The 25,811-nt window shown below is 67.7% G+C and carries 17 protein-coding genes and 1 tRNA gene; 13 read left to right on the forward strand and 5 right to left on the reverse strand.

What is annotated here, in order from left to right; translation table 11 throughout:
- The coding region (locus tag DBZ45_RS13990; protein WP_111904493.1) for an NAD-dependent succinate-semialdehyde dehydrogenase at nucleotides 1–1,173 on the forward strand (1,173 nt) is incomplete at its 5' end.
- 103 nt (nucleotides 1,174–1,276) lie between these two features.
- Here the strand turns inward: DBZ45_RS13990 and DBZ45_RS13995 are convergent.
- The 4 genes from DBZ45_RS13995 to DBZ45_RS14010 all read right to left on the reverse strand — a co-directional run bounded on the left by DBZ45_RS13995 (nucleotide 1,277) and on the right by DBZ45_RS14010 (nucleotide 8,081).
- Nucleotides 1,277–2,686, reverse strand: a complete 1,410-nt coding sequence (locus tag DBZ45_RS13995) for an MFS transporter (RefSeq protein WP_111904494.1) — start codon at nucleotides 2,684–2,686, stop codon at nucleotides 1,277–1,279.
- 273 nt (nucleotides 2,687–2,959) lie between these two features.
- Nucleotides 2,960–5,536: a transglutaminase family protein gene (locus DBZ45_RS14000; protein ID WP_111904495.1), complete on the reverse strand. Its 2,577-nt coding sequence runs from the start codon at nucleotides 5,534–5,536 to the stop codon at nucleotides 2,960–2,962.
- On the reverse strand, nucleotides 5,533–6,957 hold the full coding sequence (locus DBZ45_RS14005) for a DUF58 domain-containing protein (RefSeq protein ID WP_111904496.1): 1,425 nt from the start codon (nucleotides 6,955–6,957) through the stop codon (nucleotides 5,533–5,535). Before DBZ45_RS14005 ends, DBZ45_RS14000 begins: the two co-directional genes overlap by 4 nt.
- Nucleotides 6,958–6,971: 14 nt before the next feature.
- Entirely contained in the window at nucleotides 6,972–8,081 is a 1,110-nt protein-coding gene (locus tag DBZ45_RS14010) for an AAA family ATPase (protein WP_111904497.1), read from the reverse strand.
- A gap of 233 nt (nucleotides 8,082–8,314) precedes the next feature.
- Between DBZ45_RS14010 and DBZ45_RS14015 the strand changes: the two genes are divergently transcribed.
- The 5 genes from DBZ45_RS14015 (at nucleotide 8,315) to DBZ45_RS14035 (ending at nucleotide 14,591) form a co-directional block, all read left to right on the forward strand.
- The gene (locus tag DBZ45_RS14015; RefSeq protein ID WP_111904498.1) at nucleotides 8,315–9,202 is read left to right on the forward strand and encodes a TatD family hydrolase; all 888 of its coding nucleotides are present in this window, start codon (nucleotides 8,315–8,317) and stop codon (nucleotides 9,200–9,202) included.
- Nucleotides 9,203–9,474: 272 nt separating this feature from the next.
- Nucleotides 9,475–10,665 carry a resuscitation-promoting factor gene (locus DBZ45_RS14020; RefSeq protein ID WP_223257085.1) on the forward strand — a complete coding sequence of 397 codons (1,191 nt, stop codon included), beginning with the start codon at nucleotides 9,475–9,477 and terminating at the stop codon, nucleotides 10,663–10,665.
- Nucleotides 10,666–10,852: 187 nt separating this feature from the next.
- A complete protein-coding gene (gene rsmA / locus DBZ45_RS14025) occupies nucleotides 10,853–11,740 on the forward strand; it encodes a 16S rRNA (adenine(1518)-N(6)/adenine(1519)-N(6))-dimethyltransferase RsmA (protein ID WP_111904500.1) in 888 nt (295 codons plus the stop codon).
- Entirely contained in the window at nucleotides 11,740–12,708 is a 969-nt protein-coding gene (locus tag DBZ45_RS14030; protein WP_111904501.1) for a 4-(cytidine 5'-diphospho)-2-C-methyl-D-erythritol kinase, read from the forward strand. Before rsmA ends, DBZ45_RS14030 begins: the two co-directional genes overlap by 1 nt.
- Nucleotides 12,709–12,743: 35 nt before the next feature.
- Nucleotides 12,744–14,591, forward strand: a complete 1,848-nt coding sequence (locus DBZ45_RS14035) for an ABC-F family ATP-binding cassette domain-containing protein (protein WP_111904502.1) — start codon at nucleotides 12,744–12,746, stop codon at nucleotides 14,589–14,591.
- Between the two features lie 90 nt (nucleotides 14,592–14,681).
- On the opposite strand, the gene DBZ45_RS14040 is transcribed toward DBZ45_RS14035, so the two are convergent.
- Nucleotides 14,682–15,281 (reverse strand): TetR/AcrR family transcriptional regulator, encoded by a 600-nt coding sequence (locus DBZ45_RS14040; protein WP_111904503.1) that lies wholly within the window; start codon nucleotides 15,279–15,281, stop codon nucleotides 14,682–14,684.
- Between the two features lie 247 nt (nucleotides 15,282–15,528).
- Here DBZ45_RS14040 and DBZ45_RS14045 point away from each other — a divergent pair.
- From DBZ45_RS14045 to DBZ45_RS14075, 7 genes are all read left to right on the forward strand, one after another.
- A tRNA-Gln gene (locus tag DBZ45_RS14045) sits at nucleotides 15,529–15,600 on the forward strand.
- 121 nt (nucleotides 15,601–15,721) lie between these two features.
- Entirely contained in the window at nucleotides 15,722–17,212 is a 1,491-nt protein-coding gene (gene glmU, locus DBZ45_RS14050) for a bifunctional UDP-N-acetylglucosamine diphosphorylase/glucosamine-1-phosphate N-acetyltransferase GlmU (RefSeq protein WP_111904504.1), read from the forward strand.
- A 5-nt stretch (nucleotides 17,213–17,217) separates the two neighbouring features.
- Nucleotides 17,218–18,198 carry a ribose-phosphate diphosphokinase gene (locus DBZ45_RS14055; RefSeq protein WP_111904505.1) on the forward strand — a complete coding sequence of 327 codons (981 nt, stop codon included), beginning with the start codon at nucleotides 17,218–17,220 and terminating at the stop codon, nucleotides 18,196–18,198.
- A gap of 302 nt (nucleotides 18,199–18,500) precedes the next feature.
- Nucleotides 18,501–19,109 (forward strand): 50S ribosomal protein L25/general stress protein Ctc, encoded by a 609-nt coding sequence (locus DBZ45_RS14060; RefSeq protein WP_111904506.1) that lies wholly within the window; start codon nucleotides 18,501–18,503, stop codon nucleotides 19,107–19,109.
- A 122-nt stretch (nucleotides 19,110–19,231) separates the two neighbouring features.
- Nucleotides 19,232–19,816, forward strand: a complete 585-nt coding sequence (gene pth, locus DBZ45_RS14065) for an aminoacyl-tRNA hydrolase (protein WP_111904507.1) — start codon at nucleotides 19,232–19,234, stop codon at nucleotides 19,814–19,816.
- Between the two features lie 174 nt (nucleotides 19,817–19,990).
- Entirely contained in the window at nucleotides 19,991–22,729 is a 2,739-nt protein-coding gene (locus tag DBZ45_RS14070) for a helix-turn-helix transcriptional regulator (protein WP_111904508.1), read from the forward strand.
- Nucleotides 22,707–25,472 (forward strand): LuxR C-terminal-related transcriptional regulator, encoded by a 2,766-nt coding sequence (locus tag DBZ45_RS14075; RefSeq protein ID WP_111904509.1) that lies wholly within the window; start codon nucleotides 22,707–22,709, stop codon nucleotides 25,470–25,472. The genes DBZ45_RS14070 and DBZ45_RS14075 overlap by 23 nt, the downstream gene beginning before the upstream one ends.
- Nucleotides 25,473–25,811 lie beyond the last annotated feature (339 nt).

The raw sequence follows: 25,811 nt of genomic DNA on the forward strand, positions 1-25,811 counted from the left end.
ATGGGCAAGCCGCTGGCCGAAGCACGCGGCGAAGTCACCTATGGCGCCGAGTTTCTGCGCTGGTTCTCCGAGGAAGCCGTCCGCGCCTTCGGCCGCTACTCCGTCTCCCCGGATGGCAAGTCCCGGCTGCTGGTGACCAAGAAGCCGGTGGGCCCGTGCCTGCTGATCACGCCGTGGAACTTCCCGCTGGCCATGGCCACCCGCAAGATTGCCCCCGCCGTCGCCGCCGGCTGCACCATGGTCCTCAAACCCGCGAAGCTCACCCCTTTGACGTCGATGCTGTTCGCCGCCGTGATGCAGGAGGCCGGCCTCCCAGCCGGGGTGCTCAACGTGATTCCGTCCTCCAGCGCAGGGGCCACCACCGGGCCGCTGATCAAGGACTCCCGGCTGCGGAAGCTCTCCTTCACCGGTTCCACCGAGGTGGGCCGCCGGCTGCTGTCCGACGCCTCCGAGACGGTCCTGCGGACCTCGATGGAACTGGGCGGCAACGCCCCGTTCGTGGTGTTTGAAGACGCCGACGTCGATGCCGCCGTCGCCGGCGCCATGCTGGCCAAGCTGCGGAACATGGGCGAGGCCTGCACCGCCGCGAACCGCTTCATCGTGCACGAGTCCGTCGCCGACGAATTCGCCGAGAAGTTCGCCGCGAAGATGAAGGACATGACCACCGCCCGCGGCACCGAGCCCGAGTCCAAGGTGGGCCCGCTGATCGACGCGAAGAGCCGGGACAAGGTCCACGAACTGGTCACCGATGCCGTCTCCGCGGGTGCCACCACCGTGGTGGGCGGCGCGCCCGTGGACGGGCCGGGCTACTTCTACCAGCCCACCATCCTTAAGGGCGTCACCGAGGGAACCCGGATCCTGTCCGAGGAGATCTTCGGCCCGGTCGCCCCGATCATCACGTTCTCCTCCGAGGACGAGGCCGTGCGCCTGGCCAACAACACCGAATACGGGCTGGTGGCCTACGTCTTCACGAAGGACCTCAACCGCGGCATCCGGATGGGCGAGCGGCTCGAGACCGGCATGCTGGGCCTGAACGCCGGCGTCGTCTCCAACGCCGCGGCACCCTTCGGCGGCGTCAAGCAGTCCGGCCTGGGCCGTGAAGGCGGACTCGAAGGCATCGAGGAATACCTCTACACCCAGTACATCGGCATCGCCGACCCCTACGCCGGCTAACAAGCCAAGCGCCGGACTCACCGGGCGCAACGACACAACGCACTGGCCCGCAGGAATCCTGCGGGCCAGTGCGTTTTTTCGCGACGGGTAGTTGTCGAACGGCTTAGCGGGCTGCGGCCCGGACGATTGCGTACTCCTCGCGGGAGACCGGGGCGGCATCCGGCGATCCCAGCTCGCTGAGCGGAATCCGGTGCGTCTCCCTGGCGGACCAGGCTGCTATGGCCCCGATAACCGTGATGCCGAAGCAGATGGACCCGACGGTGAGCGGAACGTTTGCCGAACCAGGGGGAGCGACCACCGCGAAGAGGCTCGGCAGGAAGGACGTGATGAGGAGTCCGATGTTCTGCGAGATGGCGAACCCGGTAACCCGCGTCCGGGAGGGGAAGAGCTCCTGGAAGAAGCTGGCGAAGGTGGCGTTCCACACTTGATATAGCGTGCCCCACATCAGGATCGCGAGGACGATGGTAAGCGGCACGTTGTTCTGGCTGACCGCGTACAGGTACCCGTAGGCCAGCGCGCCTGAGCCGAGAGAGCCGACGATCATCAGGGGCCGCCGTCCGAAGCGGTCGGAGAGGTCCCCGAACCAGGGGATGAGGGCCAGCGCGACGACGTTGGCCAGCACCGGGATCCAGAGGTAGACCGTGGTGCTCATGCCGATGCCGTACCCCGGCTGCGTGGCGTAGGCCGCACCGAAGACCGCCACGGTGACGCCCACAACGTTGACCAGCGTCATGCAGACCGCCCGCACGACGTTCAGCCCGCTTTCCCGCAGTACCTGGACCACCGGCATCTTGGGTACGTCGCGGTGCGCCTTCTCCTCCATAAAGACGGGTGTCTCCTCGACCCGGCGCCGGATGATGTAGCCGGCGAACACCACCAGGGCGCTGAGGACGAACGGGATGCGCCAGCCCCAGGCGTGGAAGTCGTCAGCGGACAGCACAGCCGAGAGCGGCAGGAAGACGGCGGCGGCGATGATCTGTCCGGCCTGCGTGCCCTGGAGGGCGAAGCTTGCATAGAAGCCGCGGCGGCCGAACGGTGCGTGTTCCACGATCATGGCGCTGGCCCCGCTCAGCTCCCCGGCCACGGCGAACCCCTGGATGAGGCGGAGGACCAGCAGCAGGGCCGGGGCCAGGATGCCAACCTGGTCGTAGGTGGGCAGCAGGGCGACCGCGAAGGTAGAGGCGCCCATCAGCAGCATGGCCAGGACCAGCACGTTCTTGCGGCCGTGCTTGTCGCCCCACTGGCCGAGGACGAATGCTCCGATCGGGCGGGCGACGTATCCCACCGCGTACGTGCCGAGCGAGGCGATCAGCGCGACGGTCGGGTTTCCGGCGGGGAAGAAGACGGTAGGGAAGACCAGGGCGGCGGCCTGGGCGTAGATGAACCAGTCGTAGTACTCGAGGGCGCTGCCCACCCAGCCGCTGGCGGCCGCCTTCCTGGTGCTGCTCGACCGCAGCAAGCTGGACTGTTGCGGTTCAGCCGAAGTCCGCAGCTTGTGTGTGTCGCTCTTCATGTCGTCCTCCTTTGGACAATCGCGTGCTCCGCCGAATAAACCCGTCGCTGGGTGCCGGACCAGGCAAAAAGGTTGCGCTCGCCTCGCCAAGGCCGCTGCGGTCCGCCGGCATTTTGCGTGGGTGGTCCCACACCTTGGAAACGGCTTGGAATGCGCTTTCCCGTTTCTCAACGATAAGGTGGCCCCGGTCACATGTCAAACGTCGGGCTGCCGGCGGGCAGATGGTCGTCCGCCACGGGCGCTCCCGCAGGCGCTGGGCCTTTCCGCGGGCGGCTAGCCTGCGCGGAGGCGGCGGAGGCCACGGCGGGTCCTGCGCCACAGCGCCGAGGCGGCGCGTCCCACCCGGGTCGCCGCCCGGCCCAAGACACCGAAAGGCCATCGGGCCACGGATCCCCAGCGGGACAGGACCGACGGCGGCAGCCAGTCGGCGCGGAGCCGGCCGACGGTGCCGGCATTCCGGCGCAGCGCCTGCCGCACTTGACCGATGTGTTCGACGGCGGCTTCCTCCGGAAGGCCGTGGCGCGTGGCGTCCTGGCCCGCGGGCCGGCCGTACTGATGCCGTTCGTAGGCCTCCGTCAGCGCCGTCACTGCATGGACAGTCTGGGCATTGAAAGTCCCGGCGCCGTGCCCGGGTCCGTTGCCGGTGTCCGCTCCGCTGCCCGTGTCTTTCGCGCCGCCGGGGTCTGGTTCGGACCGCAGGCGCAAGGCCGGGGAGCCGCGCAGCCGGGCCGAGAATGTCCGCGGAGTCTCGCTGGGCACAGGACGCACGCCGTAGTCAGTGGCCAGGTCCTGGAGTTCCGACCAGACGAGCGGCTGCTCGGCCAGCCGGTCCCTGCCGGTACCCGTTCCCCTCAGGCGCCGTGCCCGGATGCCTCGGCGCACCAGCCGGGGTGAGGCGGCCAGGAGGACCAACAGCAGAACCCCGGCGGCGGTGTAGAGGGCGGGCGCCAGCTGATTCCCGGCGTCGGCTGTTCCGCTCCCCGGAAGGGGAAGGGGGGCAGGTGCCGGCGCCGAGGACGGTGCTGCGGCACCGTTGCTCGGCACCAGGCCGTCATTGTTTTGTTCGTTGGTGCTGGTTCCGCCGGACGCCGAGGAGTCCTGCGCATAGGCCGGCACCACGCCCCGTGAGGGAGTGGGCTCAAACGGAACCCAGCCGAGGCCCTGGAAGTACAGCTCGGGCCAGGCATGGGCGTCGCGGGCGTCGACTTCGTACTCCGGGAGTGCCCCCTGACCGGCGACGGACACCGTGGCGCCGGTCTGCCTGCCCGGCGCGTAGCCGACTGCGATCCTGCTCGGGATGCCTTCAAGCCGGGCCATCACCGCCATGGCGGAGGCGAAGTGGATGCAGTAGCCGCTCTTCTGGGTCAGGAAATCCGCCAGGACCGACAGCCCGTTTCCGTCGTAACCGTTCTGGACGGGCGACTCCAGGGAATAGGTGAAGCCCGGGCCGCGCAGGAACCTCTGGATCGCCATCGCCTTGGCATAGGCGGTGCGGCTGTCCGCGGTCACGGACTCGGCGGTGGTCCGGACAATGTCCGGAACATTCGACGGCGGCCGGATGAACTCCTCCGGCACGCCCTGGACGGGAGCGGAGGACGCATCCAGCAGCTCCGTAGTCAGCTTCGGCACCGAGGACTGCACCAGATACTGCTGGTCCCGGGAATTGGTGTCGGTGCCTTTGATGCTCAGGGTGGCAGGATCCCAGCTCCATCGCCCGGTCAGCCCGTTCACGGATTCGGGGGCGTACGGAACGGGAAGGTAAGGGCTGGTGAAATCGCCGGTGTTGACCACCGTCACCTGCCGGGTCTGTTCGGGTGCCAGGATCTCGTGTCCCGCGTCCATCCGTCCGGTGCCTGCCCGGCGGTTCGCGTTGCGGTCGTCCGGGGACCAGGACTCGCCGTCGAAACGGTCCACGGTGACGGAACGCAAGTAAAGCGGCGTGGCGGAGTTGGTGGCGTAGGTGATCCTGCCCTCGCCCGTCGGGGTGCGCAGGCTGTTGCCGAGGCTGATCATGGGGTTCAGCCCCGTGGCGGTACCCCAGGGGTTCAGCCGGGAGCCTTGGGGGAACGTGCCCTGGTCGAAGCCCGGAACCACAAGCTGCAGCAGCAGCGTCACCACCAGCGCCACGCCTCCGGTCAGCGCGGCGCGCCTGACCTGGCCCGGGTTGCGGGCCGTGTCCGCCTGCGTCCGGGCATCGGGGGCAAACCACTGGCTGCACGCGAGGATCACCAGGTAGCCGGCCGCCGTCGTCGCGAATCCCAGCCATCCGACGCTCTGCGGTTTGATCATGGCCGGAACAACCAGCACCGCCAGCAGGCCAAGTCCGCTCGTGGCCGGCATGCCCAAAGGGAGGGCCAGCGCATCCACGAGGATGACGACGAGGCCGAGCGCGGCGCATGTCACCAGGACGATGCCGGCATTGGGTGCTACCGGCGAGCTCTCGGCCAGCACCGTTTCACTCGCCCGGCGAAGGTGCCTGCCCAGCGCGTCGAAGGTTGCCTGCGACGGGAGGAAACCCGCAATGCTGTCGCGCCGGAAGAAGGTGAACGTCAGGATGAGGGCCAGGGATGCAAGGCCTCCCGCGGCCACCAGCAAGGGCTGGGCCCGGAACGTGCGGAGCAGGGCCATGGTCAGCGAGACCACCACCACCGTGGTCAGGACAGGCAGGAACCACGCCCAGCCCCTCAGGACCCCGTTGAGGGACAGCGACGCGCCGCATACGGACACCGCCACTGCGCCGGCCATGACCCAAGGAAAAGCACCGGCCCCGAACCTTCCGCTGCCGGGGGAACCCGGGACGGGCTGCGGCTGAACTCCGGTTCCCGCCTGCGGTTGTGTTGTCAGTGTCATCGCCCCACCTCCGCCCCGCGGCGGACGTCCGCCGCAGCCGTCCACAAGGCGGCGTCGCCCTCGTCGAAATAGGTCCAGGCGGCCGGCAGCGACGTGGATGCCTCGACCGCAACAGCGCGCCAGCCGCCCAAACGCAGGGCCTCGAGCAGATCGTGGCACTCCGCGGGTTTGTCCGTGATCAGCACCGCAAACGCGTTGGCGGCATAGCCGGCCGCGGGTGCGAGGGCCCGGGCCTCCGTGAGCGAAATCTTCCCGAGGAGCGCCAGGGCCGGGCCGCGCATCCGGTGGGCCGCGAGCTTGTCCATGAGCCGGTCGTCAAAGACGGACTGGGCAGGATCGGCACTGCCCGCATGCTCGCGGCGCCCTGTGTCGTGTTCCCTGCGCGCGTGGTGCGGGCCGGTCAGCTGGATCGCGGCGAGGCTTTCGGCGACGGACTGGATGCCGGCCGCGCCGCTGTACAGGTCGTTGTCAGGCTCCGGGGCCGAGGACGAACGCATGAAGGCAGGTTCACCCGCCGCGTCCAGGAACCGCAGGGAGTAATTGAGTTCGGCGAGGTGGGCGCCCACGGACACAGCCGCCGTAACGGCCCACTCAAAGGTGTCGCTGGTGACGAGGTCGCTTCCGTCGTCGGCCGGGCTGCCGAACACCGAGCCGTAACCCGAGGAATGGGCCACGAACCGGTGGTCCAGGATCACCGTGGCCTCGGGGGTGGTGACCGATTCCTCCTGCCGGACCATCAGGGCGCCGTGCCGGGCGGTGGCCGGCCAGTGCACCCGCCGCATCGGATCGCCGTGCCGGTACTCGCGTGTCATGACGTCGTCGTCGCTGGGATTGGCCCTGGTCCGGGTGGCCGTGATGCCGTCGTTGCCGCGCGCGCCGGCAAGGCCGGTGGAAGGGAGTTCGACGGCGGCCGGCGCCACGGTGAGGGTGTCGCCGTCGTCGATCGAATGCCTGTGCAGTGAGAGCCCGAACGGATCCGTGAATTCGGCAGTGACGGGGCCGATGGTGAACTGTCCCCGCTTTCCGGACCGCAGGTGGTACTCGTAGCGGCTGGTGCCGCCCGAGGCGGACCTGGCGGGGAAGCGGAACGCCGGGGATTCACCGAACCGTGGCGGCAGCCGCTCCTCCATCGTGACCCGGCCCGTGCCCAGCCCGGTCCGGGCGACGGCAAGCCGGACCGTGGTGACGGAGTCGGTCTCCACGGTGGAAGGGCTGAACTCCCGGTACACGCGAAACCGCGGTTTGACCACCCTGATGCCGGCCAGTGAAACGAGCGGCAGGACCACCAGCAGGACGCCGAGGGCCAGAAGGTCGCGGCGGCCCATGACCTGGGCGCAGAGCAGCGAGACGACGCCGGCCGCCAGGAGTCCCCAGCCCCGGGAGCTGAAGAGATGTCGGGGAAGGCTGTCCAGCAATGCCATGGTGATGTTCCTGACTAGCGGCTGGGGCGGAGTTCGGGTGCGGTCCGCCCGGAGTTTGCCTTCTCCGTCATCTCCCGGCTCACGGGGATCCGGGCAAGGACGCCGCGGATGAGGGCCTGGGGGGTCTCGCCCGAGCTTGCGGCCTTGCGGTCCAGGATGATCCGGTGGGCCAGCACCGCCTCGGCAACGGCGACGACGTCATCCGGCAGGACGAAATCCCGGCCGTCCAGCGCCGCCGTCGCCTTCGCGGCCCGGAGCAGCTGCAGCAGGGAGCGCGGGCTCGCGCCTAGGCGCAGCATGGCGCTGTCCCTTGTGGCCCGGCCGACGGCCACGGTGTACTCCTTGACGGCTTCGGAGACGAACACCTGTTGGACGGTGGCGATCATGGCAGCCACATCCGCTGCCGTGACGACCGCCTTGACCCGGGCAAGCGGCGACGTGGCCTGGTGGGTCTCAAGCATTTCGATCTCGGAGTCCTTGTCCGGGTATCCCATGGAGATCCGGGCCATGAAGCGGTCCCGCTGGGCCTCGGGGAGCGGATACGTCCCCTCCATCTCGATGGGGTTTTGGGTGGCCACCACCATGAACGGCTCGCCGAGCTTGTAGGAGTGTCCGTCCACCGTGACCTGGTGCTCCTCCATGCATTCGAGCAGGGCAGACTGCGTCTTGGCGGAGGCCCGGTTGATCTCGTCGCCAATGACGATGTTCGCGAACACGGCGCCGGGACGGAACTCGAACTGTCGCGAGGACTGGTTGTAGATGGAGACGCCGGTGACATCCGAGGGGAGAAGGTCGGGTGTGAACTGGATCCGGCTGACGGAACAGTCGATGGTGCGGGCCAGGGTCTTGGCCAGCAGCGTCTTACCCACCCCGGGGACATCCTCCAGCAGCAGGTGGCCCTGGGCGAGCAGGACCGTCAGCGCCAGCTTTGCGGCTTCGGCCTTGCCGTCGATGACTGTATTGATGGCCGAGAGGATGCGTTCGCTCGCGGCGCGGAAAGCCGGAGCTTCCAGGGGGGCAGACTTGTGGCCGTTGAAGGAATTGACGCCGCGCGCAGTACTTCCCGTGAAGCCCTGTCCGCCCGGAAGTGCTTCGTCGATTGTGATGCGTCGGTGCGGTTCCATCGGCAACCTTTCAGCCCAGTGCGAAGCGGAACGAAGCGGGGGAGGCCTGCCGTTGCCCGCGTTGGGCGCTCACATCCGTCCATACCAGCGTACTAACACAACTGCCGTGGCTAACAGAGAGTTCCCCGTAAATCTCCCGGGAATCCCAAGCGTAGTCTCCGGGTGGCACCACGCGGGAGAAGGCAGGGCGGGCGGTGGAAATGCTCAGCCGCGGCGGCCGATAGGCTGGAGGAATGCGGCATTCCCTGACACCCCGGCCCTACCGGGCGGCCGGCAGCGACGGTTCCGGCAAGCGCGGGTTCCCACCGGCACCCGAACCGTTGCCCGTTCCCGTGATGGACAACCACACGCACCTGGACTTCCCGACAGATGATGTCCGGGTGGACATCGCGGCTGCCCTAGATGCAGCCGAAGAAGTGGGTGTCTGTGGCGCCGTGCAGGTGGGCTGTGACCTCGAATCCTCGAGGTTTACCGTGCGCGCGGTCGACCTGGATCCGCGCCTTTTGGGGGCCGTGGCACTCCACCCGAATGACGCGCCGGGGTATGCGGTCCGCGGTGAGCTTGAGGACGCCCTGGCGGAGATCGAGGAGCTCGCGGGCCACCCCCGGGTACGTGCCATTGGCGAAACCGGCCTGGACTTCTTCCGCACGGAAGGGGAGGGGCTGGCGCATCAGCGTTACTCCTTCCGCCGGCACATCGACATCGCGAAGCGGCTGGACCGGACCCTGCAGATCCATGACCGCGAGGCGCACCAGGACGTCGTCCAGGTCCTGCGTGAGGAGGGCACCCCGGAGCGGGTGGTTTTCCACTGTTTTTCCGGGGACGGGGAGCTCGCCCGGATCTGCAACGACGAAGGGTGGTTCATGTCCTTCGCGGGGACACTGACCTTCAAGAACGCCACCAACCTCCGGGAGGCGCTCGCCGTAGCGGACCCGGAGCTGGTGTTGGTTGAAACCGACTCGCCGTTCCTCACCCCGCACCCGCACCGCGGCCGTCCCAACGCGAGTTACATGGTGCCGTACACGGTGCGGGCGATGGCCGAATTGACAGAAACGGACCTGGCCGAACTGTGCGGCCAAGTGAGCGCAAATACTGTGCGGGCATACGGATCCTGGGACTGACTCATGACTGCCGCCCATCGGTAAACTACATACCTGGTAGGCATGTATTTTGGAGGGTTTATAACGCTTCGGTTACAGTGAAAAACTATTAGCCGGGGTCGGGGAAGGCCTCCGGATGATGTAACTCACTTTCGTGACAGGCAGGGCGCCTCCGGATGCCCTGCCATGTGAGTGTGGCGACGCACATGCCTGCGGCGTGCTCCGGCCTGTCCGGAGCCCACCATTCCGGTGACCGCCGCGGGTCCCACCTGTGCGTTTTTCCCCGTGCCCGGATGGCTCAAAAGTTACGGGCAATCGTGGTCAACTTCTTCACGTCAGACGGCAAGTTCAGTTTCATCAAGGTCGGCACGCAACTGGTGGTGCTCTCGGCCCTCGTGCTGGGGCTCGTTGCCTTTGTGGGCAGCAACAAGACAGTCACCCTGAACGTGGACGGGAAAGTAAGCTCCGTCCAGACCTTTGGCGGCACCGTCGAGCAGGTGGTGAAGAGCGCGAACTTGGAGCTGCACCCGGCCGACCGCGTGTCTCCGGCGTTGGACTCCAGTGTTGCGAACGGCTCCGTCATTAACGTGAACATGGCGAAGGCCGTGAAGGTCAGCCTGGACGGTGCAGAGAAGACCGTGAGCACCACGGCGCAGGACGTGGCCGGGCTTGTGACCCAGCTCGGCGTTGCCAGCGCCTCTGAGCTCTCCGTGCCGAAGGACGCGCAGCTGGCCGTGGACGGTTCGTTCGTGGCCATTTCGACGCCGAAGACCGTCAACATCATCGCCGACGGCAAGGCCAAGAAAACCACCACCACAGCCGCCAACGTCGGTGAGGTCCTCAAGGACGCCGGAATCCGCCTCGCCGCCGCAGACCGGACGTCGCAGCCGGCACACGCCCCGGTGGTCAACAACATGGTGGTCAAGGTGTCCCGCGTTGCCGGCAAGACCGCTACCGTCACCGAAAAGGTCGCGTTCCAGACGCTCACCGCGGACAGCGACACCCTCCCCAAAGGTGAGGAAAAGGTCACCCAGGCCGGCGTGCCCGGTGAGACCACCCTCACCTATAAACTCGTCCTGGTCGACGGCCGGGAGGCCTCCCGGACGCTGGTTTCCAAGACCACCACCCGCGAGCCGGTGACCGAAAAGATCACGGTCGGCACCAAGGAACAGCCCAAGCCCGCCCCCGCCGCCGCCGAGGCCGAAAGCGGGAACACCGGGGCAGCGGCCCCGGCAATGATGAACGTGGCCATGTGGGACAAGATCGCGCAGTGTGAATCCGGCGGCAACTGGTCCATCAACAGCGGCAACGGCTATTACGGCGGCCTGCAGTTCGACGTCCAGACCTGGATCGGCTCCGGAGGCGGCGCCTACGCCCCGAACGCCAGCCAGGCGACGAAGGCACAGCAGATTGACATCGCTAACCATGTCTATGCCGAGCGCGGCCTTCAGCCGTGGGGCTGCGGCTGGGCAGCCAGCAGCTAGCTGCCGGCAGCAACAGCCACTGGCGCAGGTAAACCCTCGCCGCCGCGGCAGCTGACCACAGCCGCGGCGGCAGCCAAGGCCGGGTCCGGAACCTCCGGGCCCGGCCTTCGCCGTCCCCTACTGACAATGACGTCCCCGCCCAACAGCGGGCCCCGCCCAATACTGAACCGCGGGATAGGATACCTAGGTGACTGACCCGACCCCCTCCGCCTCCGGCACTGCGCCCGCTCCTCTGTTCGGTGCCTCCGATATCCGCAGGCTGGCCGGGGAGATCGGCGTCCGCCCCACCAAAACACTTGGCCAGAACTTCGTCATCGACGGCAACACCATCCGCAGGATCGTGGCCGCCGCCGGCATCGGACCGGACGAGACGGTCCTCGAAATCGGACCCGGGCTGGGGTCGCTGACGCTGGGACTCCTCGACGCCGCCAAGGCGGTGGTCGCCGTCGAAATTGACCCCGTCCTGGCTGCGAAGCTGCCGGAGACCATCCGGCAGTGGCGGCCCGACTCAACCGGTGACTTCCACCTGGTCCTCGCCGACGCCATGAAGGTGACCGAGCTGCCGGCCGAGCCCGCAGCGCTCGTCGCCAACCTTCCGTACAACGTCGCGGTGCCCGTGGTGCTCCACCTGCTGCAGAACTTCCCGTCGATCCGCCACGGCCTCGTCATGGTCCAGGACGAGGTCGCCGACCGGCTCGCCGCAGAACCGGGATCCAAGATTTATGGCGTGCCCTCGGTCAAGGCGGCCTGGTACAGCAGCATGCGCAAGGCCGGCATCATCGGCATGAACGTGTTCTGGCCCGCGCCTAAGATCCAGTCCGGGCTGGTGGCCTTCACCCGGCGCGAGCCCCCGGCCACCACCGCCAGCCGCCGCGAGGTCTTCGCCGTCATCGATGCTGCGTTCGCCCAGCGTCGCAAGACACTCCGTGCAGCCCTGGCCGGGTGGGCCGGCAGCGCCGCCGAAGCGGAACGCTGCCTGGTTGCGGCCGGGGTCGACCCCACCGCGCGGGGCGAAGTGATCGACATCGCCGCGTTCGCGCGGATCGCCGAAGCCCGCGCGGCTGCGGACGCCTGATGGTGGTCCAGGGCGTGCGGGGGCGCTTTGCGGCAAGGACGGTCCGGGTCAAGGCTCCGGGCAAAGTAAACGTCTCGCTGGATGTCGGGCCGCTGCGGCCGGATGGCTACCACTCCGTGGCCAGTGTCTACCTGGCAGTGTCCCTGTACGAGGAAGTCGCGGCCACCAGCACACCATCCGACGGCATCACGGTCAGCATCAGCCCGGACAGCACGCTGGACCTCGACGGGGTGGACATCCCGCTCGACGAGCGGAACCTCGCCTACAAGGCAGCCGCCATCATGGCCGACGTGTCGGAACACTCCACCGGGGTACATCTTGAGATCACCAAGCGGGTGCCCGTGGCAGGCGGCATGGGCGGCGGTTCCGCGGATGCTGCCGCCACGCTCCTGGCCTGCGACGCGCTGTGGAACAGCGGCCTGTCCCGGGACGAACTCGCCCACCTCGCCGCCGAGCTCGGGGCGGATGTTCCCTTCGCCCTGCTGGGCGGCACGGCCGTAGGGCTGGGCGTGGGCGATGAACTGTCTCCCGCGCTCGCCAAGGCGCAGATGGACTGGGTCCTTGTCACCGCAGAGTTCGGGCTGTCCACTCCGGAAGTATTCCGGACGCTGGACCGGCTCCGCGATGCCGAGGGCGTCGACGGCGACGAGCCCACGGCTGTGGACCCCAAGATCCTGCAGGCCCTGCGCAGCGGCGACGCCGATGCCCTGAGCAGGGTGCTGGTCAACGACCTCCAGCGCGCGTCCATCGAACTCGCCCCCGGGCTCCGGGACACACTGGGACTGGGCGAGTCCTGCGGAGCCATTGCCGGGATCGTTTCAGGCTCCGGGCCCACGGTGGCCCTGCTGGCGCACAATCCCGAAGCGGCGGAGAATCTCGCCGGGGAGCTGCAGCACAAGGGGCTCAATGCACTGGCCGTCCACGGCCCCGTGCCCGGCGCGCGCATCATCTCCGATACGCTCCTTTAATACCTTACAACCAACACACCAGAAAGCAGTTCCCCGTGGCACACCTGCTCGGCGGCGAGAACCTCACAGTCTCGTACGCAACCCGCACCGTTCTTGACGGCATGACCCTTGGACTCGAAGAGGGTGACCGGATCGGGATGGTCGGCAGGAACGGCGACGGCAAGTCAACGCTGATGCGGCTGCTGGCGCTGCGGTCCACCCCCGATTCCGGGCGGGTCACCAAGCGCGGGGACGTCAACATCGGCTACCTGGACCAAAGCGACGTCCTCGACGCCGACCTGACGGTGGGCGCCGCGATCGTCGGCGACCAGGCGGACTACGAATGGGCCCGCAATCCGCAGATCCGCGAGATCATGGGCGGACTGGTGTCCGACGTCGACTGGCACGCCAATGTGCACGCACTCTCCGGCGGCCAGAAACGGCGCGTGGCCCTGGCAAAGCTGCTGATCGAAGACCACGACGTGATCATGCTCGACGAGCCCACCAACCACCTCGACGTCGAAGGCGTCGCATGGCTGGCCCGCCACCTGAAGACCCGCTGGCGGGCCAATCAGGGAGCGTTCCTGGTGGTTACCCACGACCGCTGGTTCCTCGACGAAGTCTGCAACAAGACCTGGGAAATCCACGACGGAATCATGGACCCCTTCGAAGGCGGCTACGCAGCCTACGTCCTGGCCCGGGCCGAACGTGACCGCGCCGCCGCGGTGATGGAAGGCAAACGGCAGCAGCTCGTCAAGAAGGAACTAGCCTGGCTGCGCCGCGGCGCCCCCGCCCGCACTGCAAAGCCCAAGTTCCGCATCGAGGCAGCCAACGCCCTGATCGCCGACGTTCCGGCGCCGCGCGACTCGATGGCGCTCAGTAAGATGGCAACGGCCCGCCAAGGCAAGGATGTGCTCGACCTGGAGCACGTTTCCCTGGACCTCCTGGGTAGTGCCGATAGTCAGGACCCAGCACAGAAGCTCTTCGACAACATCACCCTTCGCCTCGCACCGGGGGAGCGGCTGGGGCTGGTCGGCGTCAACGGCGCCGGCAAGACCACGCTCCTGAAGCTCCTCAACGGCGAAATCCAGCCCACCTCAGGCAAGGTCAAGCGCGGCAAGACGGTGGTCACCGCCGTACTGACCCAGGAGGTCAAGGAGCTCGACGACGTCAAGGACCTGCGCGTCATCGAAGTGATCGAACGCGAAAAGCGGTCCTTCAACGTTGGCGGCAAGGAATTCAGCGCCGGTCAGCTCGTGGAACAGCTTGGCTTCACCAACGAGAAGCAGTGGACCCCGGTCAGGGACCTCTCAGGTGGCGAACGCCGCCGGCTCCAGCTGCTGCGCCTCCTGGTGGGCGAGCCCAACGTGCTCATGCTCGACGAACCCACCAACGACCTCGACACGGACACCCTGGCCGCAGTCGAAGACGTCCTCGACGGCTGGCCGGGCACGCTCGTTGTGGTCAGCCACGACCGCTACCTGCTGGAGCGCGTCACGGACCACCAGATGGCTTTGCTGGGCGACGGCAAAATCCGTGCCCTGCCCCGCGGCGTGGACCAATACCTCGAACTGCGCGAAGGCGCACTGGCCGGCTCCACCATCACCGGCGGCGGCAACCCCGTCACCGGTGCCAGCGGCAGTTCGGCACCGGCCGCCGCGGGCCCGGCTGGCCCTTCGGAAGCCGAGAAGCGCGACGCCCGCAAGGCCAAAAACCGGATCGACCGCCAGCTGGGCAAGCTGACGCAGCAGGAAGAGAAGATCCACGCCCAGATGGTCAAGAGCACGGCCGACAACGACTTCGACGCCATGGCCGAGCAGAACAAGAAGCTGAAGACCCTGGCCGAAGAACGCGAAGCCCTGGAACTCGAGTGGCTCGAGGCCCTGGAAGTCCTCGGCGAGTAACCGGTTCCGAGTTTCCGTGCAGATAATGGGCAGCTAAAGGCCTTCGAAGTCCCATTATCTGGACAAAACTCCATCCGGAGGTGGGCAGGACTAAGCCTCGCTGCGGAGTTCCGGGTCCTTTTTGAGGCCGGTCAGGCCGTTCCAGGCCAGGTTGACGAGGTGCGCGGCGACGTCCCGCTTGTCCGGCTGGCGGGCGTCCTGCCACCACTGGCCCGTCATCGCCACCATGCCCACGAGCATCTGCGCGTACATGGCGCCGTCGGCTGCGCTGAACCCGCGGCGGGCGAATTCGTCGGACAGGATGTGTTCAACACGGGCGGTCACGTGGGAGAGCAGCGTGGAGAAGGCGCCTTCGGGCTGGGACGGGGGAGCGTCCCGCATGAGGATGCGGAAGCCGTCGGTGCGTTCCTCGATGTAGGTGAGGAGGGCCAGGGCGGCGCGCTCCACGAGGACCCTCGGCTTGGCTTCCTGGGTGAGCGCGTCGTTGATGGCCGCGAGCAGGATCCGGAACTCGTACTCGACGACCTGCGTGTACAGGCCTTCCTTCGAGCCGAAGTGCTCGTAGATCACGGGCTTGGAAACGCCGGCCGCGGCCGCAATCTCCTCGATGGTGGTGCCGTCCAGCCCCCGCACCGCGAAAAGGGCCCGTCCCACTTCGATGAGCTGGGACCGCCGCTGCGGTCCTGTCATCCGCGACCGGGGGATGCGCCCCGCGGCGGCGTCGGGCCTTGCTGGCAGGTTCCCCGGACCGTCAGTTGTCCCTGTGCTGTTGCTCACCGTCCAATCATGCCCTACGTCAAGCGGCGGGCAGGGGTGGCGGCGGGTCCCGGCGCGCTGGCCCGACCGGCGCCGGGGCACCCGCAGCGCCGAGGTCGCACGAGCGTCAACGTTCGTGGCAGAATTGGTTCTCGTGCCCGGGCTAAGCGCCGGGGCGCGGTCCGCTCTGGTGTAATGGCAGCACCCCGGCCTTTGGAGCCGTGGAGTATAGGTTCGAATCCTATGGGCGGAACAGCTGCATCAGAGGTGTCCAGTAGGATGAACCCTGTTGCCGGTTCCGGGCACAGGCCCGGACACCGCCGCGCAGGCAGCCGCGGATGCAGTAAGCGCAACCGAGCAAGGAGAGCCCGTACGTGAGCCCCGACAAGTCCGGCCCAGCCGCCGTTATCGTCCTAGCTGCAGGCGCCGGTACCCGGATGAAATCCCGTACCCCCAAGATCCTCCACGAAATCGGCGGCCGTTCCATGGTGGGCCACGCCCTGCTCGCCGCCCGCAGCATCAGCCCAGAACGCCTGGCCCTGGTGGTCCGGCACGAGCGCGACCGCGTCGCTGCCCACCTCACCGAACTCGATCCTGACGCCCTAATCGTGGACCAGGACGAGGTTCCCGGCACCGGACGCGCCGTCGAAGTTGCCCTCGAAGCCTTGGACGCCAAGGAGCCTTTAGCCGGAACCGTCGTAGTCACCTACGGCGATGTCCCGCTGCTCACCGGTGAAATGCTTGCCGAACTCGTCTCCACTCACCAGCGCGACGGCAACGCGGTCACCGTGCTCACCGCGATCCTGGACGACGCCACCGGCTACGGCCGCATTCTCCGCGGCGAAGACGGCACCGTAACCGGCATCCGCGAGCACAAGGACGCAACCGACGCCGAACGTGCGATCCGCGAGATCAACTCCGGCATCTACGCCTTTAACGCCGCTGTCCTCCGCGACGCCCTCGGCCACGTCACCACCGATAACTCACAGGGCGAAAAGTACCTGACCGATGTTCTCGGGCTTGCCCGCGAGGCAGGCGGCCGCGTGGCCGCCGTCGTCACCGCCGACCGCTGGCAGGTCGAAGGCGCCAACGACCGCGTCCAGCTGGCCGCCCTCGGCGCCGAGCACAACCGCCGGATCGTGGAAGCCTGGATGCGCGCCGGTGTTACCGTCGTCGATCCCGCCACCACCTGGATCGACTCCACGGTTACCCTGGCGGAGGACGTCCGGATCCTGCCCAACACCCAGCTGCACGGCGCCACCACGGTGGCGCGGGACGCCGTCGTCGGCCCCGACTCCACACTGACGGATGTCAGCATCGGCGAGGGTGCCAAGGTGACCCGGACCCACGGTTCCGGCGCGGAGATCGGTGCCGGGGCCAGCGTTGGCCCCTTCACCTACCTGCGTCCCGGAACGGTCCTGGGCGAGACAGGCAAGATCGGCGCCTTCTACGAAACCAAGAACGTCAGGATCGGCCGCGGCTCCAAGCTGTCCCACCTGGGCTACGCCGGGGACGCCGAGATCGGCGAGGACACCAACATCGGCTGCGGCAACATCACCGCGAACTACGACGGCGAGAAGAAGCACCGCACGGTGATCGGCTCGGGCGTGCGCACCGGCTCCAACACAGTATTCGTCGCTCCGGTCACGGTGGGGGACGGTGCCTACAGCGGCGCCGGAGCCGTGATCCGCAAGGACGTGCCCGCCGGCGCCCTGGCGCTGTCCATGGCAGCACAGCGCAACGCCGAGGGCTGGGTCGCGGCCAACCGCCCCGGCTCGCTCTCCGCGGAACTGGCAGAAGCCGCCGCGGCCCGCGAAGGCCGCACTGAGACCTCAAATTCCCCCGCATCTACAGAAGAGGGCTAGCAACCATGACCGAAATTACGGCTCACGGCGAGAAGAAACTGGTGCTCGCCGCAGGGCGTGCACACCCGGAGCTTGCCCGGGAGATCGCCAAGGAGCTGGGCACGGAACTGCTGCCTGTGGACGCCTACGACTTCGCCAACGGCGAGATCTACGTCCGCGCCGGGGAGAGCGTCCGCGGAACCGATGCCTTCGTCATCCAGGCGCACCCCGCGCCGCTGAACAACTGGCTCATGGAACAGCTGATCATGATTGATTCGCTGAAGCGTGCCTCGGCCAAGCGGATCACCGTTGTTTCGCCGTTCTACCCGTACTCACGCCAGGACAAGAAGGGCCGCGGGCGCGAGCCGATCTCCGCCCGCCTCGTGGCCGACATGTACAAGACGGCCGGCGCTGACCGCATCATGAGCGTGGACCTGCACACTTCGCAGATCCAGGGCTTCTTCGACGGCCCGGTGGACCACCTCATGGCCATCCCGCTGCTGGCGGACTACATCCGCACCCGGGTCAGCGCCGACAACATCACCGTGGTCTCGCCGGACACCGGCCGTGTGCGCGTGGCCGAGCAGTGGGCCGAGCGCCTCGGCGGCGCTCCGCTGGCGTTCGTCCACAAGAGCCGCGACCTGACCGTGCCCAACCAGGCCGTGTCCAAGACAGTGGTGGGCCAGATCGAGGGCCGCACCTGCGTGCTGATCGACGACATGATCGACACCGGCGGAACCATCTCCGGCGCCGTGCAGGTGCTCAAGAACGCCGGCGCCAAGGACGTCATCATCGCGGCCACCCACGCGGTGTTCTCCGAGCCCGCCGCCCGGCGCCTCTCTGAGTCCGGTGCCCGCGAAGTGGTGGTCACCAACACACTGCCCATCCCCGCCGACAAGCGTTTCCCCGAGCTCACCGTCCTGTCCATCGCGCCGCTCATCGCCCGGGCCATCCGGGAAGTGTTCGACGACGGTTCGGTCACCAGCCTGTTCGACGGCAACGCCTAACGGCGTTGGGCCCCCGCCAGCAGGGTTCCCTGAGTGAGCTTGCGAGCTCAGGGAGCTGGTGGGGAACCAGCGGCGCTCGGCTCGTTTTCAGTAAACGGGCCGGGCGCTGGTAAGCTTTTCCCCGATACCTTGGCGAGGGAGAGCACCGGAAATCCGTATGCACGGAACACAGGTTGCTGGTCTCCGTTATCGACTGGGTCTGAATCACCCTTCTGGTGGGGCCGCCTTCGGGCCGCCCGGCGTTGAAGGTCACTCCAGACCTCCGCCCTTGCTGAAACACTAATTGCTACCAGGAGATTCACATGTCTGAGCAGAAGCTCGCAGCAGAAGCCCGCACCGAATTCGGCAAGGGCTTCGCCCGCCGCGCCCGCATGGCCGGTCAGATCCCCGCCGTGATCTACGGCCACGGCGCAGAGCCCATCCACATCACCCTCCCCGCCAAGGCCACCACCCTCGCCGTGCGCACTGCGAATGCCCTGCTGTCCCTCGACCTCAACGGCGAAGGCCACCTGGCCCTGGTCAAGGACATCCAGCGCGACCCGATCAAGCAGATCATCGAGCACATCGACCTCCTGACCGTCCGCCAGGGCGAGAAGGTCACCGTGGACGTAGCCGTGCACGTAGTTGGCGAAACCGCTCCGGGTACCGCTCACAACCTGGAACTCACCGTCATCTCCCTCGAGGCAGAAGCAACGCACCTGCCCGAGTCCGTCGAGGTGAACATCGAGGGCCGCGCCGCCGGCGAGCACATCCACGCCTCCGACCTCGTGCTGCCCACGGGCTCCGTCCTGCTGACCGACCCCGAGGCGCTGGTCGTCAACATCTCCGAGGCCGCAGCAACGGCCGAAGAGGGCGAAGCCGAGGAAGCCGCCGCAGAAGCGGCACCGGCCGAAGCAGCTGCTGCCGAGTAATTCGGGCACAACCTTCCCGCGCCACACAGGGCGCGCACCGGTGGCCGGGTCCTTTCGGGCCCGGCCACTGCCGTCCCTGCCTGCCCCGCGCGCAGGCAAAACCCCCGCCTTAGGATTGATTCATGACTGACACCTGGCTGATCGTAGGCCTCGGCAACCCCGGACCCGAATACAGCGGCAACCGGCACAACGTCGGCCAGATGGTGCTTGACGGGCTGGCCGGTCGCATCGGCGGAAAGTTCAAGGCGCACAAGGCCAGGGCCCTCGTCCTGGAAGGCCGGCTGGGTATCGGCGGTCCCCAGGTGGTGCTGGCGAAGCCTGGCACGTACATGAACGTTTCCGGCGGCCCGGTGTCCGCGCTTGCCAGGTTTTACGACGTCGAGCCGTCCCGGGTGGTGGCCGTCCATGACGAGATCGACATCCCCTTTAATACTGTAAAGCTGAAGATCGGCGGCGGCGAGGGAGGGCACAACGGTCTCCGGGACATCTCCAGGGCACTCGCCACCAAGGACTACCTCCGCGTCCGGGTGGGAGTCGGCCGGCCGCCGGGCCGGATGGACACTGCCGACTATGTACTTCGGGATTTCGGCACCGCGGAGAAGAAGGAACTGCCCTTCCTGCTCGATGATGCCGCTGACGCCGTCGAGCTCCTGGTCAGGGAGGGCCTGATGGCCGCGCAGCAGCAGTTCCACTCCGCCAAGGTCTAGCGCCCTCTCCCTCGGTTTTTCCTCTGCACCGCACGAACCCTCAAGGTCGCATCAAGGTCTGCGAAATGTGAACGCAGTGCCCTGTATCCCCGCAAAGTAACGGGGTAGTCTACTTTCTAAGCGGGGGAGGCGATGGAGCCTTTATCCTGCCGGGCGGGATGTAAGGAAAAGTTCATGTCAATTGAGCCACTGAGCTGGGGACGTGGGTCTACGGCGGGCGTGCTTGCCGGACCGGCGGGCGTCGCGGGCGGGACGGACCTCCAACGATGGTCGGTCCCGGCGCGCAGCGCAGACCTTGAAGCCATCCGCACTGCCCTGACAGATCCCGAGTCCCTGGGCGTTGTTATCACCGGTGCCCGCGGTGTGGGGAAGTCCTCGCTCGCGCGCACCGCCGTGGCCGAGCTGGGTCCCGACGCCTGGGCGCTTCAGCTGCGCAGCCCCCTGACCGGCTCACAAACCTCGTACGGCTGCCTCGCCTTCCTCCTGGCCAGGCTTCCGCAGTCGGCGCTGGCTTCCCCGACCGCCATCCTCCAGGGCATCACCTCCCTGATCCGGTCCGACGCCGCCGGCCGGGACTGCGTCATCACCCTGGACACAACGGGCCAGATCGATGACATGAGTGCCGGCGTCATCCTGAACATCATGCTGACGCACACCGCGCGCGTCATTGCCATCGCCCCCAGCACCAGCGACCTTCCGGCGGACTTCCACTGGCTGCTCACCGACCGGCGCCTGACCGAAGTCCGGCTGGAGAACCTCAACGAACTGCAGACCCGGCAGGTGCTGCTGACGCTGCTGGGCCACCGGGTCTCGGCCTCGCTCGTGAGCACGTACCACGCCATCGTGGGCGGCAATCCGCTCCTGCTCAAGGCGCTCGTCACCGAGCAGCGGCAGTCGGGAAACCTCGTCCTGTCGGATTCCGTCTGGACCCTGCGCGACAGGGTGGTGCTCGACGGCGCCACCGGGCTGGATGACATCGTCCGGTCCCGCTGGTCCCGGGAAGAACCGGAAACCCGCGAGGTCATCGAGATGCTTGCCTGTGCGCGGCGTGTCCCTCTGGCAAGGCTGACCGAAGTTTACGGCACCGCCACCGTGGCCGACATGGAGGACGCCGGGCTGCTCACGGTCGGCGCCACGGGGGACCGCTGGGTCTCCCTGCGCGAGCAGTACCTTGGCGACGTGGTGCGCTCCTGGCTGAGCATCTCCCGTCGTCGTGAGCTCCGGACCCTGTTGCTGGGCAGCCACGAGCCCGAGTTGTCCGCGCTGAGCATGGAGGAGCGGATAGAGTTCGCCGCCTGGACCAGGGAATGCCAGGCCGAACTCAGCCCTGCCATGGCGGTGGCGGCGGCGGAGGCGGCGGTGCAGCTCTTTGACCCGCGGTTCGCGATCTCCTGCGTTGAAGGCATCAAGAAGACCGACTCCGTCTGGGTGGAAGCTCAGCTGTACAAGGCAACCGCCTACTTGCTGCTTGACCTGCCGCTGCAGGCCATGGCCGCTTTGGAGGATATTTCCCGGGTACAGCTGGACGCGCTCGACGAGCAGGCCTTTGCCCGCGTGGTGGCAGCCAAGATCCGGGTCATGGTCTGGCTGCCGGAGCTGTGCGACAAGGTGCCGGACGAGCTGGCAGCTGCCCGCAAGCGGCTGAACGTTGCCAGTGGTGTGGCGTCGAGCTGGCCCGATCCGCTTGGCACGGCAGCCAACGTCATCACCCTCGCCGAATTCGAATACAAATCGTTCACCGGGGACTACGCCTCCATGATTGGGGAGCTGGAGGAGGCCACCGACGCAGCGATCAACAAGGATGCGGGACTGAGGATCCAAGCGGCGCTGATCCTGATGCAAGCCTTGTCGGCGGTGGGCCGGGAAATGGACGCCCTCCAACTGATGCGGCGCGTGGGAGGGCAGCTCTCGGACGCAGAGCCGCTGACCGGACTGCGGGAGCGGTTCGCGATGACGGCGTTCAACGTGCTGCTGCAGGCCGGCCAGTGGAAGCGGTGCCTGGAACTCGTTGGCCCGCCCAAGGGGCAGGAGGAGCGCCGGCTGGCCTACCGGACGTCTGCCACCGAACTGGCCGCCGGCATCGCTTACGTATTCTCCGGCCGTGGCGCAGTGGCCCTCGATTCGCTGCTGTCCGCCGTCGCCCAGCTTGAGCTCCGCCCCGTGTTGAACATGCTGCAGGCAGCTTACGCCGCCACGGCCTTCGCCTACGCCCAGATCGGCAACGCCGGGCAGGCGCACAAGTACCTCGACAAGCTCCGCGGGGTACGCGGGCACTGCAACTTCGGCACAGTGTTCGTCACCGAGTTCTGCGCAGACATGGCCGGACGTTGGCTGGGGGACACCGAAGCCGTGAAGCGCCTGCTCGAGGCAGCACACCGCGATATCGATGCCGGCCGGTACACGCTGGCGGGCATCAGCCTGCTCGGAGCGACCGTGAACGGGACCGATGAGGACTTCCGCCTGATGGAGGAGGTGGCGGGCCACCGCCAGGGGACCCTCGCCGAGATTTCACGCCTCATCGCCGTGGGCACCCGCACCAAGGACGCCAAGGTTCTTTTGGAAGGCGCCCACTTGTGCGCGGAACTGGAACTCGACGCCGTCGAGGCCCGGTGCGTTGCGCTGGCCGTCGACTTTGCCCGCCACTCCGGTGATTCCGCTTCCGCCCGTGTTGCCCAGGCCCGTCTGGACACCCTCACCGCCACGGTGCCCAGCCTCCCGATCGTTCCCAGCAGCGGAAGCCCGCTCCTTACCGCGCGGGAACGCCAGATCTCCCGGCTGGCCGGAAGGGGTGTCTCCAACCGGGACATCGCCCTGGAGATGGGCGTATCAGTCCGAACGGTGGAGGGCCACCTCTATCAGGTCTTCACCAAGCTCGGCGTGACATCCAGGGGTGATCTGCCTGGCCTCGTTTAACAGCTCCTCAGCACACAGCGCTTCGTCCAACTCTTCGTCCCACGGCGTCGCGTCCAATGGCCGCGCCGCCAAACCGGAAACCGAACTTCGGCAGCTGACCGGCCGCCGTGAGGCAATAGAGCATGTCTGCACCGTGATCCGCAGCCGGGCCAGCCAGGCGGTCTACCTGATGGCCGGCCCCGGCGTCGGAAAGACATCCGTGACTGACGCGGTGCGGGAGAAATTGGCGGCGGAGATGACCGTGCTCCGCATCCACGGCAGCTCCTCACTGGCGAAGGTCCCCTACGGTGTGCTGGCACCCTACACCTCCGGCCTCGCCCCCGAGGAAGCCGACTCCCCGGTAGCGGTGCTACGGGCCGTCTGGGCCCACTTCCAGGAGCTGAAGGGAATCAGCGCCCTCAACGGCGGCGCCGACGCCCCCGTGCTCCTGGTAGTGGACGACGCCCACCACCTTGATGACGCCACGGCCAGCATGGTGGTGGACATGACCTCGGCCGGCTGGGCGACCGTGCTGGCAGCCGGGCGGCCGCGGCCGGGGCTGCCCCAGGCCCTGAACCAGCTCTGGTATGACGGCCTCGCCGAACGCATCGATCTCCGGCCGCTCAATGGCGAGCAGGTCAGGGAGGTCGTGGAACACACCCTCCAGGGCACGGTTCCCGTCAGCACCGTCCAGTCGCTGTGGTCTGCTTCGGGCGGCAACCCGCTGCTCCTCGACTGCCTGCTGGGTGATGCAACAGCCGCCGGAACCCTGGTCCAGCGGAACGGAATCTGGGTGTTGCTCGGACCGTTGCCGGCCAACGGACCCAGGCTGTCGGATCTCGTCGTGAAGGATCTCCTCCGCAGAACGCCGGAGGAGCAGGATGCGCTCAAGCTGATCGCCTTGGCCGAGCCGGTGCCCAGGGGCCTGATCGAGGACGTCTGCGGCGCCGGCGTCGTGCGTTCCCTGCTGGACAACCAGGTGGTGAGCGAATCCGCAGCGATGCATACCGAGCTGCGGCTCACCCATGCCATCCTGGGCGAATCAACGCGGCGCCAGGTGTCCGTCTCGCGGAGCCTGCAGCTGCGGCAGAAGCTCGATGCCTATCTGGATCCCGCGGCCGCAAGTGCGGAAGGCAGGCTGCGGCTCGTCGAATGGTCGCTGGAATGCGGCCTGGAGGTGCCCGACCGGGACCTGCTGGACGCGGGGCTGCTGGCCGCGACAACGTTCAACAACGCCGGCGCCCGGCTCATGGCGGGTCACGTGCGGGCACCGGAGCTGCAGGCCCATGCGCTCTCAATCACCGCGCGGGCCCACTTCAATGAAGGCAAATACCGCGAGGCTGCCGAACTCCTTGACGGCTGCTGGCTCGATCTGGCGGAGGATCCGGAAGCTCCGCAGGTCCTCATGCTCAGGGCGTCATCCCACATGGCGCTGGGCAAGTCCGTGCCGTCGCTCAGGGCTGAGTCGCGCCAGCAGCTGGAGGCGGCCGGGATCGCCCCGGACGATGCCTGGCAGGACAGGATCCACCGGCTGCTGGAGATGGCGGCCGCCGGGGATCACGAAGGCATTACCGCTGTCATCACGGCTCTGGGGACCACAGATCCCGACACGGCGTCGGGCGTCGAGGCGACACAGCACGCCGTGGCGCAGGCCCTTCTTGCGCAGACGCTGGTCGCCGCCGGCAAGTCACACCAGGCCCACGCCGCCGCGGCGGCCGCCGGCCCTTTCCTGCCCGCGCTCAGCGGCGGCTTGTATTTCTTCAACGAGTTTGTTCTGACCCGGCTGGCGATCAGCACTCTCGCTGCCGGCAACTGGGAGTCGGCCGAACATGAGCTGTCCGGTTATCCGGCGGAGCGGACGGAGGGTGCTTCGACCTTCGGCGGCGGTATCCAGGCACTGCGCGGCCTGGGGCTGCTGCGGCAGGGGCAGCTGGAGCGCGCCTACCAGGTCCTCCTTCCTGCCGTTGAGGCGCTCCGGGTCAACGACCCGCTGCAGGAGTTCAGGTTCGGTTCGTCGCTTGCCTTCTACGCCGCAGCACGCCTGGGCGATGCCGCCCAGGCGAAGCGGCTCGAACAGGACTTCATTTCGGCCAGGCATGCCAGCGGACCCGGCTGCGACGCCGTCGCGGAGGCCTACGCCGCCGCCGCGGCTGAACACCTCGACCGGAAGGGCAGCGGCCTTGACCGGCTCCGTGAGCTCGCGGCGTCCGAGTCCGTTACGGACCATCCCGGAACCAGGATGGAGTGCCTCATCCTTTGCTCCGATCTTGGCGAGCGGTCGCTGACGGAGGAGCTCGCCGCGGTCGCCGCCACCGTCGAGGGCAGGTGGGCCGCCGGCTGGCGGCAGCTGGCCCAGGCCTGGGCCTCGGAGGACGCCGACGTCCTCACGGACACCGCCGCCGCCATGGAGGAAGCGGGCCTGCTGAACCTGGCCCGCGAGGCATACGCCCGGGCCGGCGCGCTGCTGGATGCCGCGGGGGAGCGGCGCCGCGCCCGCCAGGCAATCGCGCACCGGGAAAAATGCGACCAGGAGCTCGGCGAGCGGTTCCGGGAGAGCCCATTTGTCGCCTCCGTCCCCAGCGTCCACCTGACCCGCCGCGAGCGGGACATCGTGGAGCTGGCGGTGCAGGGCCTCTCGGACCGCGAGATCGCCCAGCACCTGATGGTGTCCGTGCGGACCGTCGAGGGGCACCTGTACCGCAGCTACGTCAAGCTCGGCGTCCGCCGGCGCGACGAGCTCGCGCTCGCCCTTCCGAAGAAGTAGCGCTGCCCCTCGCTGATTTTTCCGGCCCCCTGAGGGCAAATTCCGCGCACTTGCGCGCCGGACATCGCTACCTGCGGGAACCAGTAGTTGAGTACTCAGAAAAACGAGTACCTGATACTGGTGCCGCGGGCGCCAGTACGCGATTAACTAATAGTGGCAGCGGAAGCCGGGCTGATCTCCCCTCCGAAGCTGCCACCAGAATTTCCAGGTCTCGCACCATATTTCCGGCCCCAGGGTCCGGGTGAGGCGGGGCCGGCGACGTCAGAGCCTTCTGAGACCGAGGCTCTCCCCCCAGCCGTCGCCGGTCCTTTCAAGTAGTAAGTCCAGAACAAGCATTAT

The organism is Arthrobacter globiformis (assembly GCF_003261175.1).
In the GTDB taxonomy this organism is placed as follows: domain Bacteria; phylum Actinomycetota; class Actinomycetes; order Actinomycetales; family Micrococcaceae; genus Arthrobacter; species Arthrobacter globiformis_A.

Excerpts from the sequence above, each read along its gene's own strand:
- DBZ45_RS14070 (WP_111904508.1), top strand. The coding sequence starts at position 19,991 with ATGTCAATTGAGCCACTGAGCTGGGGACGTGGGTCTACGGCGGGCGTG.
- DBZ45_RS14055 (WP_111904505.1), top strand. The coding sequence starts at position 17,218 with ATGACCGAAATTACGGCTCACGGCGAGAAGAAACTGGTGCTCGCCGCA.
- DBZ45_RS14030 (WP_111904501.1), top strand. The coding sequence starts at position 11,740 with ATGGTGGTCCAGGGCGTGCGGGGGCGCTTTGCGGCAAGGACGGTCCGG.
- pth (WP_111904507.1), top strand. The coding sequence starts at position 19,232 with ATGACTGACACCTGGCTGATCGTAGGCCTCGGCAACCCCGGACCCGAA.
- DBZ45_RS14020 (WP_223257085.1), top strand. The coding sequence starts at position 9,475 with ATGGCTCAAAAGTTACGGGCAATCGTGGTCAACTTCTTCACGTCAGAC.
- DBZ45_RS14000 (WP_111904495.1), bottom strand. The coding sequence starts at position 5,536 with ATGACACTGACAACACAACCGCAGGCGGGAACCGGAGTTCAGCCGCAG.
- DBZ45_RS14010 (WP_111904497.1), bottom strand. The coding sequence starts at position 8,081 with ATGGAACCGCACCGACGCATCACAATCGACGAAGCACTTCCGGGCGGA.
- DBZ45_RS13995 (WP_111904494.1), bottom strand. The coding sequence starts at position 2,686 with ATGAAGAGCGACACACACAAGCTGCGGACTTCGGCTGAACCGCAACAG.
- DBZ45_RS14015 (WP_111904498.1), top strand. The coding sequence starts at position 8,315 with ATGCGGCATTCCCTGACACCCCGGCCCTACCGGGCGGCCGGCAGCGAC.
- DBZ45_RS14060 (WP_111904506.1), top strand. The coding sequence starts at position 18,501 with ATGTCTGAGCAGAAGCTCGCAGCAGAAGCCCGCACCGAATTCGGCAAG.
- DBZ45_RS14005 (WP_111904496.1), bottom strand. The coding sequence starts at position 6,957 with ATGGCATTGCTGGACAGCCTTCCCCGACATCTCTTCAGCTCCCGGGGC.
- DBZ45_RS14040 (WP_111904503.1), bottom strand. The coding sequence starts at position 15,281 with ATGACAGGACCGCAGCGGCGGTCCCAGCTCATCGAAGTGGGACGGGCC.